Below are 17338 nucleotides of genomic sequence, written 5' to 3' on the forward strand. Positions count from 1 at the left end.
CCGATGGTGCCGGATCGGCCGTGGACGGTCGGTCAGGGCAAGGGCGCGGCCGACGCCCCGAGTTCGACCGCCAGCTCCATGGAGCGGAGCCGGGCCGGGGAGAAGTCGTAGGGCATGCTCCGGATGATCTCCGCAGCAGACCTGGCGCGCGAGGTGTCCGCCTGGCCGGGCGCCGTGGCGGTGTCCTCGGGCAGAGGCCGATCGTCCCAGGCGTCGAAGGTCGCGCCGTCCTCCTCGAGCTGTCCGGACTCCGCGATGACCCGCATCAGCCTGGCCTCGAAGGCGTGCCGCTCGGCCGCGACCTGCGCCACGCGGGGGTCGTCGACGGCAACCGTGTCGTCGAGCGCCTCCTCGGCGGCGTCGAGGCGGTCGGACTCGGCTCGCAGCTCGGGGTCGAGAGCCAGGGCCAGGAAGTGACCGGCCTGGACGACGGCGCCGAGCGGACCGAAGATCCGCTCGGTGACGAGGAGGGCGTCGAGGTCCTTCTGGCGCAGCGACCCCTCGGGCGCGCCCTGGAGTCGGCTCGACACGAGGTCGTCGAGCAGGCCCTGCCGACTGCCGAGCGCCCGCATGCGCTGCACCGAGGCGAGCCTCTTCTGCAGCTCGGCCTCCTGGGCGGCCAAGGATTCCTCCAGTCGTGGCAGGACGGCGGCGACCTCGTCCTCCCCGACGGCAGCGTCCGGTGCGGCTCCGGCGAACGCGTCGCGGATGTCGTCGAGGGCGATCCCGGCGTCGGCCATCCGGCGGATCCAGAGGAGCCGGATGATCTCGGCGTAGCCGTAGCGGCGTCGGCCGTCGCCGCCCCGCTCGCTCTCGGGGAGCAGACCGACCTGGTGGTAGTGGCGGATGGTGCGGGGAGTGACGCCGACGAACGCCGCTGCGTCGCCGATGAGGACGTGACGGGGCGGGACCGGGAACGGGGGCAAGACAGGCCTCTCGTAGTGGTGCATGACGTCTGACGAGCAGACCACATGACGTTGCGGTACCTGCAAGAGAGCGTTCCGGCGTCAGGTCCTCTCGCGACGGTCGCGCCGCTCCTGCAGCCGACCCTGGGCCTCGGGCAGGTAAGCCATGCAGGGCGGCTGGTCACCAGGGTGCTTGCCGTGCACGTGCAGGATCCAGCGGTCCATCGCAGCCAGGTAGCCGTTGTTCTCGCCCGGGCGGTACGTCGCCCAGGGGCGTCCGTCCTTGCTGGAGCAGGTCGTGCAGCCGATCTTGTAGACGAACGAGTGGTCGGCGCCGACGTCGATGCGCACGCGCGCCAGCGGGCCGGCCTCCGTCGCTGCCTTCCGCTGCCGGGCCGAGCGGCTCGCCACCATGCGGGCCGCCCCTCAGCCGCGCAACGACGGCAGGTTGACCACGATGGCCTCCTGCGTGTTGCGGGCGATGACGACGACCGCCTCGACGTCGGGGTGGTTGTTCTCCTCACGGTGCGGGGTCCACGGCGGGACGAACACGTAGTCGCCCGGCTCGGGCCGCAGACGGACCTCCTCGCCGGTCTGCTCGTCGAGGAAGACGAACTCGGGGTGGCCGCTGACGACGTAGATCGCCGTCTCGGCCTCGCCGTGGTGGTGGTCGCCCGACTGCATCTGCGGACCCACGTGGGTCTGGCCCATCCACAGGCCCTCGGAGCCGACGGCCGCGCTGACCGCGGCGAGTCGCCGCATGCCCGGGGTCTGCGCGGTGCCGGCGTCGAGGTCGCCGGCCGCCACGTGGCGCAGCGGCAGGTGCGGGTGCAGGTCGGGGTGGAAGGCGTCGTGACTCACGCCGTCCACCGTAGGGGTCAGGATCCCGGTCGTCCGTGGGCGCCCGGGCCGCCGGGGCCGTCGTGGCCGATCAGGTCGGCGTCGTAGGCCTTGAGCACCGAGGTCTTGTCGGCCTCGGTGAGGGTGCCGTCGGCGACGGCGGCGTCGAGGCGCTCGGCCAGCGCCCCCCGGTCCTCGGCGCGACGCTCCTCGCGGTCGGCGTCGGCCTGCTCGCGGGCCGCCTCGAGGGCGGTGGTGACCTGGTCCTCGGTGACGCCGAGCTTCTCGGCGAGCGCGGTCACGAAGGCGGCCTCCTGCTGACTGCGCTCGGCCTCGGACGGCGGCGCCGGGCGCTCGCCGTCCGGCTCGGGCGGCTCGGGGCGCAGCGCGTCGCGCACCTCCTGCAGAGCCTGCTCGACGACGTCCTCCTCGAGGCCGAGCGACTCGGCGATCGCGGCGGCCTCCATTCCCGGGCCACCGTGCTCGCCGCGCGGGCCACCGGGGCCGCCGGGGCCGCCGGGGCCCGGGCGGTCACCGGCACTGGACGACGCTGCGGGCGGGTCGGTGGTCTCGGCGTGCGTGACGGCCATGCCCGCGGCCGCGAGGCCGAGACCGGCGACGGCTCCGGCGATGCCGATGCGGGCGGTGGTCGACGTGTTCATGGGGTGCTCCACTCGGGTCGGTGACGGGTGCAGTCACCCTCGCGCGCCGTCCTGTGGCGACCCTGTCACCGAGGTGTGAGCATCCCCGAGGTCTCAGCCGAGCGCCGTCCGCACCCGGTGGACGGCGCTCCGCGCACCGGTCGTCCACTCGGTGCTCGGCGCGACCAGCCGCCAGCGGGCGCCGGTGCGTGGGACCCGCACCCGGACGACGCCCCGGCCGAGCCGATCGGCACGCACGGTGGCGGCCGGCGTCCAGGAGCGGCCGTCGGTCGAGCGCTGCACCCGCACGACGCCGGCGACCGGCGGCCCCGACGTCGTCCGCCAGGCCAGGCGCAGTGCGACGCGCTGGCCCGCCCGGGCCCTCGACGGGCCGCGCACGCTGAGCACCGATGCGCGGCGCACCAGGGCGCTGCGGACCGTCGGACTCGCGCTCGCGGTGAACCCCGCGGCGCCGTCCCACCGCGCCCGGAAGTCGTTGTGGCGCGCGGTGCGGGCGCGCACCGGTCGCACGGTGGCGCGGCCGCTCGCGTCGGTGACGGCCGCCCCGGCCGGCGTCCAGGCGCCGTCGCGCATCCGCTCGACGACGAGACGCGCGCCGGGCACCGGTGCGCCGTCGACGGTCTCGAGCGCCAGGCCGAGCGGCACGACCGCGTCGGCCGGGCCGGCGGGGGCGACGAGCCGCAGCCGGGTGGCGGACGGCGACACCACCGGCGGCTCGGGCGGCTCGGGCGGCTCGGGCGGCTCGGGCGGCTCGGGCAGCTCGGCGGCGCCGGCCATGATGACGGCGTAGAGGTAGCTACGGGTGTTGCCGTCGTCGACCTTCGGCAGTCCCCGGGCGATGGCGAGGGCCCGCTCAGGGTCGGCCAGGCCGAGCAGCGCCGCGTTCCAGTCGATGAGCGGCCGGTTGTCGTAGTCGACGGCGAACAGCGGCTCGGTCACCGCGCGAATGCGCTGCTCCCCCAGGCTCGACAGGAACGCCAGCTGGCTCGGACCCATCGGGATGACGATGATCGCCGACTTGGCGCTGGCGTCGGGCGAGAACCACGTCTCGTAGGTCGACTTGCCCTGGAAGACCATGGAGACGATCGGGGCCTTCAGGGAGTCGGCCCGGTAGGGGTTCCACCAGTACGCCCGCGCGGTCGCCGCCTCGAAGGCCAGCATCCAGCGCGCGTGCTCGTCCTGCGCTGCGTTGCCGCTGACCTGGCTCCACAACGACAGGCCGGCCCAGGCGTTCATCGCCTCGGACGTCGACTCCTGGTCGTTGCCGTCCATGCCGCCGCCGATGCCGTTGGCCCACGAGTGGCCGCGCCAGTCGTCGAAGGCGCGGCGCTGGATGGTCGAGCCGGTGGTCTCGAGGCCGGCGATGTCGTCGGCCAGCACGTCGGCCATCACGCGGTAGCGGTCGACCAGGGCGGGCTCGTCGCGCGCGAGGACGCCGACGGCGTAGAGGAAGTAGCCGTAGTGGAAGTGGTGGTCGTTGATCGACGACGAGACCCCGAAGGCGTCGCCGTCGGGGACGACGGTGCGGGTGACGACGTCGTAGGAGAAGCAGCGGTCGCGGCGCTCGGTCGCGCAGCGGTCGGCGTCGAGCCAGACGTCGAGCTCGTCGGTCATCTCCGCGGCGATGCGTGACGCCTCGTCGGGCAGGCCGAGCTGACCGGCGAGCAGGTAGAGGTTGGCGGCGCGGTAGAGCGCCTTGCCGCCGAAGTAGGTGTCGGCAGGGAACGTCAGGACGCTGTCGACGTCGGCGACGACCTGCTCGCGCAGCAGCTCGAGCTGCGCGTCGTCGAGACGGGACAGGTCGAGCCGGCTGGCGACGTCGTAGGCCTTCGCGGTGGTGGTGAACGACGTGCCGACCGCGCCGCGGGCCGGGCCGGTGGCGTTCTCCCAGTGGCCGTCGAGCGTGGGGAGGCCGTAGTCCTGGTGGGGCAGCTGGGTGAGCACGGTCGGTCGTCCGCCGGTCTGCAGCTCGAAGGTGGCGCGCGCGAGCCCGCCGCTGACCTCGTGCCGGGTACGGGTGGCGGTCACGGGCACCGCTCCGGCGACCAGCGCCGCGACGTCGGCGGCGCTGGCCCCCTGCGGGGTGCCGAAGACGTGCACGGTCTCGCCGGCGTCGAGCGCGATCCTGCCGCCCCCGACCGTGCCCGGGGTGACGACCGAGAGCTCCTGGCCGGTGCCCGCCCGCCACGTGTGGCGATCACCGGACGACGTCAGGGCCCGGTCGACCGCGACCGACTGGCCGGTCGCGGCGGTGTACACCACGTAGGGCCACCCCTCGACCGCCCGCAGCGTGCCGATCGCGGTCTGGCCGGCGTACCAGGTGAGGTCGGCGGACAGGTCGTCCCACCGCGTGAGCCGGTAGGTGGTGGCGCCGGGCGGGGTGAAGCGGACGGCCTGCCCGTCCTCCCACGACTGCAGGAGCGCGTAGTCGCTGTAGCCCCGCACCTCGGGCAGCGCGACGCCGAACCCGGTGTCGTGCGAGCGGAACGCGAGACCGCCGCCGACCCAGGTGGGCGGGTCGATCGCGCCGGCCGCCGCGCCGGCGTAGACCGCGCCGCTGATCCACGAGTTCGTCGGCGGGGCGACCCCGGGCGCGACGCGCGGTGGCACCGGGACCCGGGTCGGGACCACGGGCAGCACGTCGGCCGCACCGCGCGTCGCGACGGGCACCGGGACCGCGACCGGGGTCGCTGCGGACGAGCCGCTCACCAGCGCCGGCCCGAGGGCCAGCGCGGCAACCAGGGCCGTGCAGGTGCGGCGACGTCGCCGAGGGACGGCCATGGCTCCTCCTGGGGATCCCGAAGACGGCTTCGGGCGATCGTCGACCAACTTCGGTCTGACGATCGTCAGAAGTGCGGGAAGCCTAGCGGTGCTGTGACCTACGACACAACGGATCCGGCGCGGCTACCTCCGGATCCGCAGGGCGCGAGCTGCCGAGCCAGACGCGTACTGCGCGTCGCCCGCGTAGCGAGCGGTCACCTGCAGGCGAGCGGCGCGCGGCAGCCTCGACACCTGGACCCGCGCGACGCCCCGGACCAGCACGACGGTGCGGGCCTTGCCGGCGACCCTGACGGTGAGCCGGCCCGTCGCCGGGACCCCGGACACGGTCGTGACCGCGACCCTGACGACGCCGGGACGCCCGCGACGGAGCGCGCCCGCCGAGAGCGTGAGCCGGGACGTCGACCGGGCCACGGCCGTGGACGCCACCGCGGAGACCGCCGGCGCGTAGACGCCGTCGCCGCTGTACGAGGCGGCGAGCGCCGTCGCGCCGGCGCGGGTCGGCGTCCAGGCGACGACGGCGGTGCCGTCGGCTCGGAGGACCGCAGCCCCGAGGGTGCGGCCGACGGTCACGAGCGTGACCCGCCCGGTCGGCACCCGGCCGTCGACGGCCGCGGCGCGGATCGTCGTCGTCGTCGGGGTGCCGCGGACGGTGCGCGGCGTCGACGTCGTCACCGAGGTGGTGACCGGCGGGTGGTCGACGGGCGTCACCGTGATCGTGGCGGTCGAGCTGACGATCGCGGTGCCGTCGGAGACGGTCCAGTTGAAGCTGCCGTCACGTCGGCTGTCCGGCGTGAAGGTCGCCGTGGGGCCGTCGATCACCGCCGTGCCGTTGCGTGGCGTGCCTGCGACGGCGTAGGTGAGCACGTCCCCGTCGACGTCGGTCGCGGGCAGCGTGAAGGTGACCGACGCGTCCTCGGGCGTCGTCACGGTGACCGGCGTGGCGATGGGGCGGTCGTTGACCGGGGTCACGGTGATGGACGCGAGGGACTGCACCGTGGTGGTGCCGTCGCTGACCGACCAGGTGAACGCGTCGGAGCCGTGGAAGTCGGGGTCGGGCGTGTAGGTCGCCCGGGTGCCCTCGAGGGCCACGTCGCCGTGGTCGGGCTGCGCGACGACGGCGTAGGTCAGGTCGTCGCCGTCGGCGTCGGTGGCGGTCAACGTCATCGTGACCGCGAGGTCCTCCGGCGTGCGGGCCCGGACGGCGGTCGCCACCGGCGGGCGCTGGGTCGCCGTCACGGTGATCGAGACGGTGGCCGGCGCCGACGTCGCGCCTGCGGGGTCGCGCGCGACGTAGCTGAACGAATCGGGTCCGGTGTAGCCGGGTGCCGGCGTGTACCGCGCGACGTCGCCCGTGACGACCGCGGAGCCGTGCGCGGGAGGGGTGACGACGGCGTAGGTGAGCACGTCGCCGTCGACGTCGGCACCGAGGAGCCGGACGTCGACGCCGGCGTCGCGCGCGGTCGCCGTCCTCACGTCGGCGGCCACCGGGGGGTCGTTGACCGGCGTCACGGTGACGGTCACGGTGGTCGACGCCGTTCGGCCGCGTCCGTCGGAGACCTGGACGCCGACGACGTCGGAGCCGTGGAAGTCCGGCGCCGGCACGTAGGTCAACGTCGTGCCGGCGATGCCGGCGGTGCCGTGGGCGGGCGTCGCGCTGATCGTCCAGGTCAGCAGGTCGCCGTCGGGGTCGGAGGCGACGAGCGGGATCGCGCGGCTGGTGTCCTCGGGCGTGGTCAGGGTCATCGGCGACGTCGTCGGCGGCCGGTTCTCGGTGCCGACCGGTCCGGACGGCGGCACTCCCCCGGACGACGAGCCGCAGGCCCGGCCCTGACCGACACCCGTGCCCCAGATGCGGTTCACGAAGTCGGGCCGGTCGATGAACGGGTTGCGGTTGCCCTGGTAGGTGCCGTCGATGAGGTCGTTGCGGGCGCGCTCCCACGCGTCGGGCGGGTCGGCCTGGGCCCAGGCGACGAGGGTCGAGAGCTTGCCGTGGTTGGGCGCGCCGGAGCCGTTGCAGGTCACGTCGTTGAGCTGGAAGCCCGGGTAGCGCACGGCCATGTACATGAGGCCGCGGGCCAGGTCGCCCTTGACGGCGTCGGGCGGCTCGAAGGAGTCGCCGTCGCTGCGGCACGCGGCGCACTCGGGCACGCCGAGCGTGCCGCCGTTGTCGAAGTCCTTGTTGCCGCGCGAGCTGTTCGACCGGGGGAAGGACGGGCGCATGTGGTGCAGGTCGGTGCCGGGCCCGGCGCTCGTGCCGAACTCGCCGTGGCTCTGGGCCCAGGTGTGCTCACGGTTCCAGCTGGTGGCCGGGCACGAGCCGCCGCACTGGGCGGAGACGAGGATCGGCGCGCCCGAGTAGAAGTCGCGCAGGTAGGCCGGTCGGCCCTGGGGGTCCGGATCGGTCTTCGGCAGGGCCGTCCACAAGGCACTGTAGGACAGCGCCGTGTTGCCGCTCACGATCACTCGCAGCCGGTCGATGAGCGGCTGTGCCGTCAGCCCGTCGGTGCCGGCGTAGTAGGTCGCCGGGTCGTGCGGCTCGGCCGCGCGGGCCGCCGGGGCGGTGGCGGTGACGAGACCGACGACGAGCAGGGACCAGCCGAGGCACGCGGCGACGAGCGCGGCGGTCAGACGACGGTGGGTGGGCATGCGGGAGCTCCCTCGAGCCGAGACGTGGACCCGCCCGGGCTCGGGGCGGACGCACGACCGTAGTGGGCTCCGCGGTACGGCGTCCCGCAAATCGGTGAACGGACGGCGGATGTGACGCAGACGACCGCCGGTGTCACGAGCACCTAGAGCGAGGTCATGAACCCCTTGGCCCGGGCGGCGGTGAAGCCCGGGAAGATCTGGGCGGTCGAGGCGCCCATGCGGGTCGTGATCACCTCGTTGAGCACGTCGCGGTAGTCGGTCGTCACCAGCACGTCGGCGTCGGTGGTCTTGGTCAGCGTCGGCATGGTGCCGTAGTACCCGCCCTTGACGCCGGCGCCGAGGGCGAACATCACGTTGCCGTGGCCGTGGTCGAGACCCTGGTTGGCGTTCTCGACGACGCGTCGGCCGAACTCGCTGATCGTCACGAGGGTCACCTTCGAGGCGAGCGTGCCGATGTCCTTGAAGAACGCGGCCACGGCGAGGGCGAACTCGTCGGCGAGGCGCTTGAGGTGGCCGTCCTCGGTGGTGCCGATCCAGGTGTGGTGGTCCCACGAGCCGTGGTCGACGGTGATGATCTCGGCGCCGACGTCGGCGCGGATCGTGCGGGCCGTGGCCTGCAGGGCACTGCCCAGGTCACCGCGCGGGTACACGGCCCCGTTCGACGGCGTCTCCGACGTCGCCCGCACCGGTGCGAAGTCGGCCACGACGTCCATCGCCGACCGCATGCCCTGGGCGAGGTCGTCGTTGGCGCCCGAGCCCCACGCCTGGCTGATGGCGTTGCGGCGGGGCACCTCCGAGGTGCCGGTGCCGCCGGCGAGCTGAACGCTGTCGACGCCCCCGGTGACGAGCACCGGCTGCGGACCGCAGACGGCGGCGCTGGGCACTCCCCCGCCCATCTGCACGGCCTCGATCGGCGAGCCGGTGCCGTCGCGGCCGACGAGGCGGTTGAGCCAACCGACGCGGGCGTCGGACGTCGGGTCGGCGTCCTCGACCTCCTCCATCGCCGAGAAGTGCGAGCGGTTCGCGACCGGCAGGCCGGTGGCGTGGATGCTGGCCATCTTGCCGGCGTTCCACATCGGCAGCAGCGGCGCGAGCGAGGGGTGCAGGCCGAACGTGCCGTTCTTGACCAGCAGCCGGTCCGACTGGACGGCGATGCCCGGCCGGGCCTGGTAGTAGACCGGGTCGGAGTGCGGGACGACGAGGCTGAGCCCGTCGGCCGCGCCGCGCATCGACAGCACGACGAGCACCTGCTGCGCCGACCCGGCCGCGTAGGCCGTCTGGGTCATAGCGGTGCCGTAGGCCGCGGTGACCGTGGCAGCCCCGCCGAGCACCGCGGAGCCACGGAGGAAGCTGCGGCGCGACGTGCGGTAGTCGGTGCAGCAGGGCTCGGGCGTCTGGGTCTTCGCGGTCTCGGTCGTCATGGTTCCTCGTCAGCGCTGCAGGTGGTCGGGGGTGTCGAGCAGGGTGGTGAGGAGCATCGGCATCTTCCAGCGGATGACGGCGTGCGCGGGCGTGATCGCCTCACCGGCACCGGTGCCGGTGGCGGTGCACGCGGCCTGCACCAGGCGGGTCGGGGCGTGCTTGCCGAGCAGCTGGGTGCACAGGTGGTCGACGAAGGCGTCGAACCGCATGCCGGACGTCGGGAGCCACGACTCGAAGGGCCGGTAGGCCATCTGCTCCTGCGGCCACCACGTGCCGGCCATGCCGTAGTGCATCTCGAACGAGGCGAGCAGGCGTGACGCGCCCGACCACGACCGGTTGTCCTCGGGAGGCCCGTCGGGCCGGCCCCACTGGAAGGGCGAGTGGCCGAGGTTGGTGGTCTGCCAGAGGATCACGTTGGCCGCCGAGCCGTGCCAGGTGGGCCGGTCGATCCTGGTCTGCAGCACGCGGTGGGTGGCGACCACGTCGTCGGTGGGCGTGCGGACCTTCTGGCCCGCCGACGCCTTGAAGTCCGGGTGCGCGACGAGGGCGCGCAGCACCGGCTTGATGGCCGTCTCGCTGGTCAGGTACACCTGCGCCAGGTGGCTCACCAGCGCCGCGGACGGCGTGTCGGAGACGAAGCGCTTGGCGAGCTTGCGGGCGATCCGCTCGGCCGTCTTGGGGTGGTGGGCCAGGTAGGTCAGGTAGGCGGTGGTGACGGCCCGCCCGTCGGGCGCGGTGTTGGCGTGGGTGAAGTCGAGCACCGTGACCTCGCCGGTCCAGTGGTCGGCGGCGTTGTAGGAGGCCGCCCAGGTCCGCCACATGTCGACCTTGTAGCCGGTGAGGATGCGCGCGGAGTTCTTGACGTCGTCCTCGCTGTGGTTGCCGCGGCCGACGGTGTGCAGCTCGAGCAGCTCGCGGCCGAGGTTCTCGTTGGGGGCCCGCTTGGTCGACGTCGCGTTGTCGAGCGAGATGCCCATGGCCGGGTGGGTGATGGCGGCGACGAGCATCTCGTCGAACCGGCCGAGCGCGTGGGAGCGGAGCATCTTGCCGTAGGCGGCGCGGTAGGTGAACACGCCGTCGTCGTAGACCGGCACGTGCAGGTGGTTCTCCCAGAACTCGGTCATCACCTCGAGCACCTGGCGCTGGGAGTAGATGCGGCGCAGCAGGCACCAGCGCGAGTAGTTCTCCATGGCCTGCCAGCCGCCCTCGACCTCGTCCTGGTTGCGCTTCCACAAGGTCGCGGCGTCGAGGTTGACCGAGGGCCACCACGACTCGAAGGCGTCGGCCGCGGTGTCGGCGACGGCGGCCGGCTCGAGCTGGCGGGCGAGCCAGGCCTCGGGGCTGCCGGCCGCGCGCATCTGGGCGTGCAGCGCGGGAGTCATGGCGTAGGTGAAGCGGTTGCCCAGGTGCAGCGAGGCCGCGGTCGGGATCGGCGACGACGCGAACGCAGGGTCGGGCTCGGGCGTCGTCGGGGTGGTCGGGGTCGTCGGGGTGGTCGGGGTCGTCGGCGTGGGGGGTGCCGGCGTCGTGGGCGTCTCGGGAGTCGGCGTCGTCGGCGTGGGGGGTGCCGGCGTCGTCGGGGTGCTGGGCGTGCTCGGGGTGTTGGGGGTGCTGGGCGTGCTGGGGGCGGCCCGGTGGAAGCGGTGCTTGCACCGGTGCAGCCGCCGGCAGGTGTGGCCCTGGTGCTTGGCGCAGCGGTGCCAGTGCCGGCACCGCTTGGCGTGGCGCCGCCGGGCGCTCGCCTTCCGGTCCGCCGTGGCGGCGTCGGCCCCGCCACCGTCGACGCCCGACGACACGGCGAGGGCGGCGATGCCCGCCACGAGGCCGCGCGTGAGGAACCGGCGGCGTGCCGACTCCTCGGTCGGGCGGTCGGCAGGAACAGCGGTCGGCGCAGGGGCCGTCGGCGTGGGGGGTGCGTCGATCACCGGTTCTCCAGGGGGGATGGAGGCCTCCGGGGGAGGCGTGGGGGAGCCCCCATCCTGGCCACCCTCCGGCCGGGCCTCCAACACCCCTGGGACACAAATGTCCGATCGGACATGCATGACCACCCGGGTGGGGCCACCGCCGCCGACGGACGGCTGATGGGTAGCGTGACGGACGCCATGACCGACCCGACCCGAGCGCTGCGCCGGATCCTGGTCTGGGAGCCTGACCTCGAGCCCGACGAGCGCTACGTGCCGCTGGTCGACCTCGACCTCGCCGACCTCGCCCGGGCCGTGTGCCGCCGCCTGGGCGACGCCCCGGCCCGCGTCGGCTGGTCGGCCGTCGTGATGGGCGTGGCGTCGCGCTTCTGGTCGGTGAGCGTCGTGCCCTACGCCGCCGACGGCGTCCTGGTCGACCCCGGCTGCCTCGTCGCCCGGCACGACGACGGCGCGGTCACGCTCGGCGTCCACGAGCCGCGGGGCCGAACCGACGCGACCGACGACGACCTCGACGCCGCGGTGCGCAGCGTGCTCGAGCCACTGGTCGACGCCGTCCCCCTCGCGCCGCGGCTGCTGTGGGGCAACGCCGCCGCGAGCCTGCACGCCGTCCCCCGGGTGCACCACCTGCCCCGGGCGCGACCGGTCGTCGACCGCCTGCTGGCCGGGCCGGGCTTCGCCGGCGAGCTCGACGTGCGCCCCGACGGCACGGCGCGCCGGCGTACCTGCTGCCTGTTCTACCTCGCCTCGAACGCCGGCCTGTGCGGCGACTGCGTGTTCGACGTCGTGCCCGCACGACCGTGAGAGGGGCCGGATTGCTATCGTCGGGCCGCCAGCGCGGGAATCCGGTGCGACTCCGGGACTGACGCGCAGCGGTGAGGGTGATCGGCAGGACGGCTGGCTCCGAGTGGGAGCAGCAGCCACTGGGTCGCAAGACCTGGGAAGGCGTCCACGGTCGGTGCGATCCCGAGTCCGAAGACCTGCTGGCCCTTGCGGCCGACCGCCGCGAGGTCGTGACCGGCCGACGCGTGGAGGCCGCAGACCTCCCAGGAGCCCTGTGCCCCGCACCAGACGAGACCGTTGCCCCGGCGTCGTGCGCCCGTGGCCGGCCGACGACGGCGCACTGGTCCGGCTCCGCGTGCCCGGCGGCGAGCTGGCCGCCGCGACGCTCGACGGTCTCGCCGAGGTCGCCGCCACCTTCGGCGACGGCGACCTCCACCTCACCTCGCGCGCCAACCTGCAGCTGCGCGGGGTCGAGCACGGCGAGCCGTTCCTGCGCGCCGTGGAGGCGCTGGGCCTGCTGCCCAGCCGGGCGCACGACCAGGCCCGCAACGTCGTCGTGTCCCCGCTCACCGGCCGGGTCGGCGGGCGCGCCGACCTGCGCCCCGTCGTGGCCGCGCTCGACGCGCTCGTGCTCGCCGACCCCCGCGCGGCCGGTCTGCCCGGACGCTTCCTGGTCACCCTGGACGACGGTCGCGGTGACGTCGTCGGACGGCCGACCGACCTCGGGCTGATGGCCCTCGACGACGCCACCGCCCAGCTGCGGCTCGGGGCCGGGTGGGGCGACGTCGTCCCGCTCGCCGACGCGCCGCAGGCCCTGCTCGGCCTCGCGCACCGCTTCCTCGACGTCCGTGGCGACGGCGTCGACGCGCCCTGGCACGTCGACGAGCTCGCGACGCCGCTCGCCGCGGTGCGCGAGCCCGACCCGCGCACGAGCCCGCGCACCGGGCCCGCCGCCGGCGACGCCGTCCTCACGGCTCCGGACGGCGTGCTCTCCCCCGACCACGTCGCGCTCGCGACCTCGACGGGCGGGCCGGTCCTGGTCACGCCCTGGCACTCCCTGATCAGGACGGACCTGCTCCCGTGACCTCACCGACGCCACCGACGCGCCGCTTCGACTACGTCGCCACCGGCCCGGCGATCTACGCCGACTCGTTCGCCACCATCCGGGCCGAGGCCGACCTCAGCAGCATCCCGGCCGGGGCCGAGCAGGTCGCCGTCCGGATGATCCACGGCAGCGGCCAGGTCGACCTGGTGCGCGACCTCGTCGTCCACCCGCGCCTCGGCGAGGCCGGCCGCGCCGCCCTGGCCGCTGGCGCGCCGGTGATCACCGACGCCCGCATGGTCGCCGTCGGCATCACCGCCGGACGGCTGCCGGCCGGCAACGAGGTCATGTGCTTCCTCAACGACGAGCGGGTGCCGGCACTGGCGCAGCAGTGGGCCACGACCCGCAGCGCGGCCGCGGTCTCGCTGTGGGAGCCCCACCTCGAGGGGGCGGTCGTCGCCATCGGCAACGCGCCCACCGCGCTGTTCCACCTGATGGAGATGCTGGTCGACGGCGCCCCGCGACCGGCCGCGATCATCGGCTGCCCCGTGGGGTTCATCGGCGCCGCGGAGTCGAAGGAGGCGCTGGCCGCGCTCGCCGACACCCACGGCGTCGACGTCCCGTTCGTCACCGTGCGCGGACGCCGCGGCGGCTCGGCCATGACGTCGTCGGCGGTCAACGCCCTGGCCTCGGTGAGCGAGGCATGAGCGGCCGGCTGACCTGCGTCGGCATCGGGCCCGGCGACCCGGAGCTGATCACCCTCAAGGCCGCGCGTCTCATCGGTGCCGCCGACGTCGTCGCCTACCACGCCGGCACGCGCACGACCTCCCACGCGCGACGCATCGCCGCCGACCTCATCCCCGCCGGCGTCGTCGAGGAGGAGCTGCGCTACCCGGTGACCACCGGCACCACCGACCACCCGGGCGGCTACGCCGGCGCGATGGCGGAGTTCTACGAGACCTCGGCGGCACGGTTGGCCGCGCACCTCGAGGCCGGCCGCGACGTCGTCCTGCTGGCCGAGGGCGACCCGATGTTCTACGGCTCGGCGATGTACATGCACGACCGGCTGGCCGAGCGCTTCCCGACCGAGGTGGTGCCCGGCGTCCCCGCGTTCGCGGCCGCCACCGCCGCGGTCGCCTCCCCGCTGGTGCGCCAGACCGACGTGCTCACCGTGCTGCCCGGCACCCTGCCCGAGCCCGAGCTCGCCCGTCGGCTCGCCGACACCGACGGCGCGATCATCATGAAGCTGGGTCGCACCTTCCCGGCCGTGCGCCGGGCGATCGAGGCCGCGGGCCGCCTCGACGGCGCGCTGTACGTCGAGAGGGCCTCGGCCCCCGGCGAGCGGTGGCTGCCGGTCGCCGACGTCGACCCCGACACGGTGCCGTACTTCTCGCTGATCGTGGTGCCGGGCGACACGGGGCCGCGTGCCGCCGTGGTCGAGCCGGCCGACGCGCCCACCGCCGCGGAGCTGCTCGTCGTCGGCCTCGGCCCCGGTCCCGACGGCTGGCTGACGCCCGAGGTCGCCCAGGCGCTCGCCGAGGTCGACCACGTCGTCGGCTACGCGCCCTACGTCAAACGGGTGCCCCAGCGCCCCGGCCTGACCCGGCACGCCTCGGGCAACACGGTCGAGGTCGACCGCGCCCGTGACGCGCTGCGGCTCGCGCGGGCCGGCGAGCGGGTGGCGGTCGTCTCCGGCGGCGACGCCGGCGTGTTCGGCATGGCGGCCGCGGTGTTCGAGGTGGCCGACGAGTTCCCCGACGTCGACGTGCGCGTGCTGCCCGGCCTCAGCGCGGTGCAGGCGGTGGCGGCCCGCGCCGGCGCCCCGATCGGCGGCGACTTCGCCGTCGTCAGCCTCTCCGACCGGCTCAAGCCGTGGGAGGTCATCGAGCAGCGCCTGCGCTCGATCGCGACCGCCGACCTGGTGCTCGCGATCTACAACCCGGCCTCGCGCTCGCGCACCGAGCAGGTCGTCGAGGCCCAGAAGATCCTGCTCGAGGAGCTGCCCGCCGACCGCCCGGTGATCGTCGGCCGCGACGTCGGCCGCGCCGAGGAGTCGATCACCGTCACCACCCTCGCCGACCTCGACGCGGCCGCCGTCGACATGAAGTGCCTGCTGATCATCGGCTCGTCGGGGACGAGGACCAGCCCGTCCGGTCGCGTCTGGACCAGCCGCGCGACCCGTCGCTGATCCCGTCGTCGATCAGCGAGGCTGCCGGTCGCGGGTGGCCGAGTAGAGCCACGAGTCGCCGCCGCCCCGACCGAGCGCCGGCCCCACGAGGATGACCGCGGCCTGGCGCAGCCCGGCCTCCTCGACCTGGTCGGCGATGTCGTTGACGGTGCCGACCAGCACCTGCTCACCCGGCTGCGAGGCCCGGTGGACGACGACGACCGGGCACCCGTCGCCGTAGTGCGGCGCGAGGTCGGTCATGAGCTCGCGGGTGCGCGTGATGCCGAGGTGCAGCGCGAGCGTGGCGCCGGTGCGGGCGAAGGCCTCGAGCGACTCCCCCGCCGGCATCTCGGTCGAGCGGGCCTGCGGGCGGGTGATCACGACCGACTGAGCCACCAGCGGCACGGTGAGCTCGCGCCCGACGACGGCGGCCGCGGCGGCGTAGGCCGCGACCCCGGGGACGACGTCCCACGGCACGCCGGCGTCGTCGAGGCGGCGGGTCTGCTCGGTCAGCGCCGAGTAGACTGACGGGTCGCCCGACGTCAGCCGGACGACGCCCTGCCCCTCGGCGTGGGCCTCCACGATCGTGGCGACGATGCCGTCGAGGTCGAGGTCCTGGGTGTCGACGAGCACCGCGCCGTCGCGGCAGTGCTCGAGCACGCCGTCCTCGAGGTAGGTGCCCGGGAAGAGCACCACGTCGGCCTCGGAGACCAGCCGCGCGGCGCGCAGCGTGAGGAGGTCGGCGGCGCCGGGGCCGGCCCCGACGAAGTGCACGGTCACGATCGATGCTCCTTGGTCCAGGACCACTGGGTGACGGCACGCGCCGGGGTCCAGCCGGTGAACGTGCCGATGGGCGCGGCGGTCTCGACGGCGTGCCGGGTCAGCTCGCCACCGTGCTCGGCGTAGGCACCGGCCAGCACCTGCTCGGTCTCGAGCGTGACGCCGTGGACGACGAGCCGCCCGCCGGGGCGCAGGCGGTCGCGGCACAGGTCGAGGAGCCCGGGCGCCGTCGCTCCCCCGCCGACGAAGACCGCGTGCGGGCCGGGCAGCCGGGCGGCGACGTCGAGGGCGTCGCCGCGGTGCACGTCGAGCCGCGGGACGCCGAGCGCGTCGGCGTTGCGGGCGATCCGGTCGGCGCGGGCCGGGTCGCGCTCGACGGCGTCGGCGTGGCAGGTCGGGTGGGCGCGCAGCCACTCGATGCCGACGGAGCCGGCGCCGGCGCCGAGGTCCCACAGGCGCTGGCCGGGCTGGGGCGCGAGGCGGGCGAGGGCCGCGGCGCGCAGGTCTCGCTTGGTGAGCTGGCCGTCGTGCTCGTAGGCGTCGTCGGGCAGGCCGGCGACCCACGAGCCGGACGCCGGGCCGTCGCAGACGATCGCGACGACGTGCAGCGGCGGCACGTCGTGCGACCCGGCGTCCCAGGTGGCGGCGGTGGCGTCGATGCGTGACTCGGTCGCCGCGCCGAGGTCGCCGAGCACCGTGAGCGTGCTGGCGCCGTAGCCGTGCGCGACGAGCAGAGCGGCGAGGTCGGCTGGTGTGCCGGGGCCGCTGGTGAGCACCAGCAGCCGGCGTCCGGGGGCGAGCTCGCGCACCAGCGGCTGCAGGCTGCGCCCGACGGTGCTGACGACGCCGACCGTCTCGGCCGGCCAGAGCATGCGCGCCCGGGCCAGGGCGATCGAGGAGACCGCCGGCACGACGTCCAGCACCTCGCCGTGCCGCGGCAGCAGACTGGTCGCCACGCCCGAGACGAAGGGGTCGCCGGAGGCGAGCACCACGGTCGACCGGTCGCCGTCGACGGGGTCGAGCGAGAACGGGCTCGGCCACGCACGGCGTTCCTGGCCCTCGACGTCGGGCAGCAGGGCCAGCTGCCGTCTCGACCCGACGACGACCGGTGCGTCGAGCACCACGGACCGGGCGGCCTCGGTGAGCCCGGCCCACCCGTCGGCGCCGATGCCCACCACGGTCACCCGCCGCGCGGCGGTGGGGGCGGACGGCTCGGGCACGGGCGCCGACGCTATCGTGCGGACGTCGCGAGGTGCCCTACGGGGAGAATCTGGGAAGCCGGTGCAAGTCCGGCACAGGCCCGCTGCGGTGACCACGCCTCGAGCGATCGAGGGCTGGAAGTCCGAAGACCGGCCTCGCGACGCGCCCCATCCACTGGCCACACGAGCGGG

Annotated in this window: 14 protein-coding genes and 2 riboswitches; of the genes, 4 read left to right on the forward strand and 10 right to left on the reverse strand. The window is 74.8% G+C overall.

Annotated elements, in window-relative coordinates; translation table 11 throughout:
• Positions 1 to 32: 32 nt before the first annotated feature.
• From ABFT23_RS17475 to ABFT23_RS17510, 8 genes are all read right to left on the reverse strand, one after another.
• Positions 33 to 926, reverse strand: coding sequence for a MerR family transcriptional regulator (locus ABFT23_RS17475; protein ID WP_347897469.1), 894 nt, complete (start codon positions 924 to 926; stop codon positions 33 to 35).
• An 81-nt stretch (positions 927 to 1007) separates the two neighbouring features.
• Positions 1008 to 1319 (reverse strand): hypothetical protein, encoded by a 312-nt coding sequence (locus tag ABFT23_RS17480; protein ID WP_347897470.1) that lies wholly within the window; start codon positions 1317 to 1319, stop codon positions 1008 to 1010.
• A gap of 12 nt (positions 1320 to 1331) precedes the next feature.
• Positions 1332 to 1766 carry a cupin domain-containing protein gene (locus ABFT23_RS17485; RefSeq protein ID WP_347897472.1) on the reverse strand — a complete coding sequence of 145 codons (435 nt, stop codon included), beginning with the start codon at positions 1764 to 1766 and terminating at the stop codon, positions 1332 to 1334.
• A gap of 17 nt (positions 1767 to 1783) precedes the next feature.
• Entirely contained in the window at positions 1784 to 2407 is a 624-nt protein-coding gene (locus ABFT23_RS17490) for a hypothetical protein (RefSeq protein ID WP_347897474.1), read from the reverse strand.
• 93 nt (positions 2408 to 2500) lie between these two features.
• The gene (locus ABFT23_RS17495; protein ID WP_347897475.1) at positions 2501 to 5188 is read right to left on the reverse strand and encodes a glycosyl hydrolase; all 2688 of its coding nucleotides are present in this window, start codon (positions 5186 to 5188) and stop codon (positions 2501 to 2503) included.
• 123 nt (positions 5189 to 5311) lie between these two features.
• A complete protein-coding gene (locus ABFT23_RS17500) occupies positions 5312 to 7834 on the reverse strand; it encodes an Ig-like domain-containing protein (RefSeq protein ID WP_347897477.1) in 2523 nt (840 codons plus the stop codon).
• Between the two features lie 143 nt (positions 7835 to 7977).
• On the reverse strand, positions 7978 to 9255 hold the full coding sequence (locus tag ABFT23_RS17505; RefSeq protein WP_347897479.1) for a DUF1501 domain-containing protein: 1278 nt from the start codon (positions 9253 to 9255) through the stop codon (positions 7978 to 7980).
• 9 nt (positions 9256 to 9264) lie between these two features.
• The gene (locus ABFT23_RS17510; RefSeq protein ID WP_347897481.1) at positions 9265 to 11181 is read right to left on the reverse strand and encodes a DUF1800 domain-containing protein; all 1917 of its coding nucleotides are present in this window, start codon (positions 11179 to 11181) and stop codon (positions 9265 to 9267) included.
• Positions 11182 to 11358: 177 nt separating this feature from the next.
• Here ABFT23_RS17510 and ABFT23_RS17515 point away from each other — a divergent pair, with 177 nt between their 5' ends.
• The 4 genes from ABFT23_RS17515 (at position 11359) to cobJ (ending at position 15188) form a co-directional block, all read left to right on the forward strand.
• Complete coding sequence (locus tag ABFT23_RS17515) at positions 11359 to 11979, forward strand: (2Fe-2S)-binding protein (protein ID WP_347897483.1); 621 nt, start codon at positions 11359 to 11361, stop codon at positions 11977 to 11979.
• Positions 11980 to 12014: 35 nt separating this feature from the next.
• Positions 12015 to 12156, forward strand: a riboswitch (cobalamin riboswitch).
• A gap of 112 nt (positions 12157 to 12268) precedes the next feature.
• Positions 12269 to 13042, forward strand: a complete 774-nt coding sequence (locus ABFT23_RS17520) for a nitrite reductase (RefSeq protein WP_347897485.1) — start codon at positions 12269 to 12271, stop codon at positions 13040 to 13042.
• Complete coding sequence (locus ABFT23_RS17525) at positions 13039 to 13707, forward strand: precorrin-8X methylmutase (RefSeq protein ID WP_347897487.1); 669 nt, start codon at positions 13039 to 13041, stop codon at positions 13705 to 13707. The genes ABFT23_RS17520 and ABFT23_RS17525 overlap by 4 nt, the downstream gene beginning before the upstream one ends.
• On the forward strand, positions 13704 to 15188 hold the full coding sequence (cobJ, locus tag ABFT23_RS17530; protein WP_347897489.1) for a precorrin-3B C(17)-methyltransferase: 1485 nt from the start codon (positions 13704 to 13706) through the stop codon (positions 15186 to 15188). The genes ABFT23_RS17525 and cobJ overlap by 4 nt, the downstream gene beginning before the upstream one ends.
• A gap of 12 nt (positions 15189 to 15200) precedes the next feature.
• Here cobJ and ABFT23_RS17535 read toward each other — a convergent pair whose 3' ends face one another.
• Positions 15201 to 15947 carry a cobalt-precorrin-4/precorrin-4 C(11)-methyltransferase gene (locus tag ABFT23_RS17535; RefSeq protein ID WP_347897490.1) on the reverse strand — a complete coding sequence of 249 codons (747 nt, stop codon included), beginning with the start codon at positions 15945 to 15947 and terminating at the stop codon, positions 15201 to 15203.
• Positions 15944 to 17167, reverse strand: a complete 1224-nt coding sequence (cbiE, locus tag ABFT23_RS17540; RefSeq protein ID WP_347897492.1) for a precorrin-6y C5,15-methyltransferase (decarboxylating) subunit CbiE — start codon at positions 17165 to 17167, stop codon at positions 15944 to 15946. Before cbiE ends, ABFT23_RS17535 begins: the two co-directional genes overlap by 4 nt.
• A 13-nt stretch (positions 17168 to 17180) precedes the next feature.
• Positions 17181 to 17319, forward strand: a riboswitch (cobalamin riboswitch).
• Positions 17320 to 17338: the final 19 nt, after the last annotated feature.

Source organism: Nocardioides secundeburneus (assembly GCF_039939255.1).
Taxonomy (GTDB): Bacteria; Actinomycetota; Actinomycetes; order Propionibacteriales; family Nocardioidaceae; genus Nocardioides.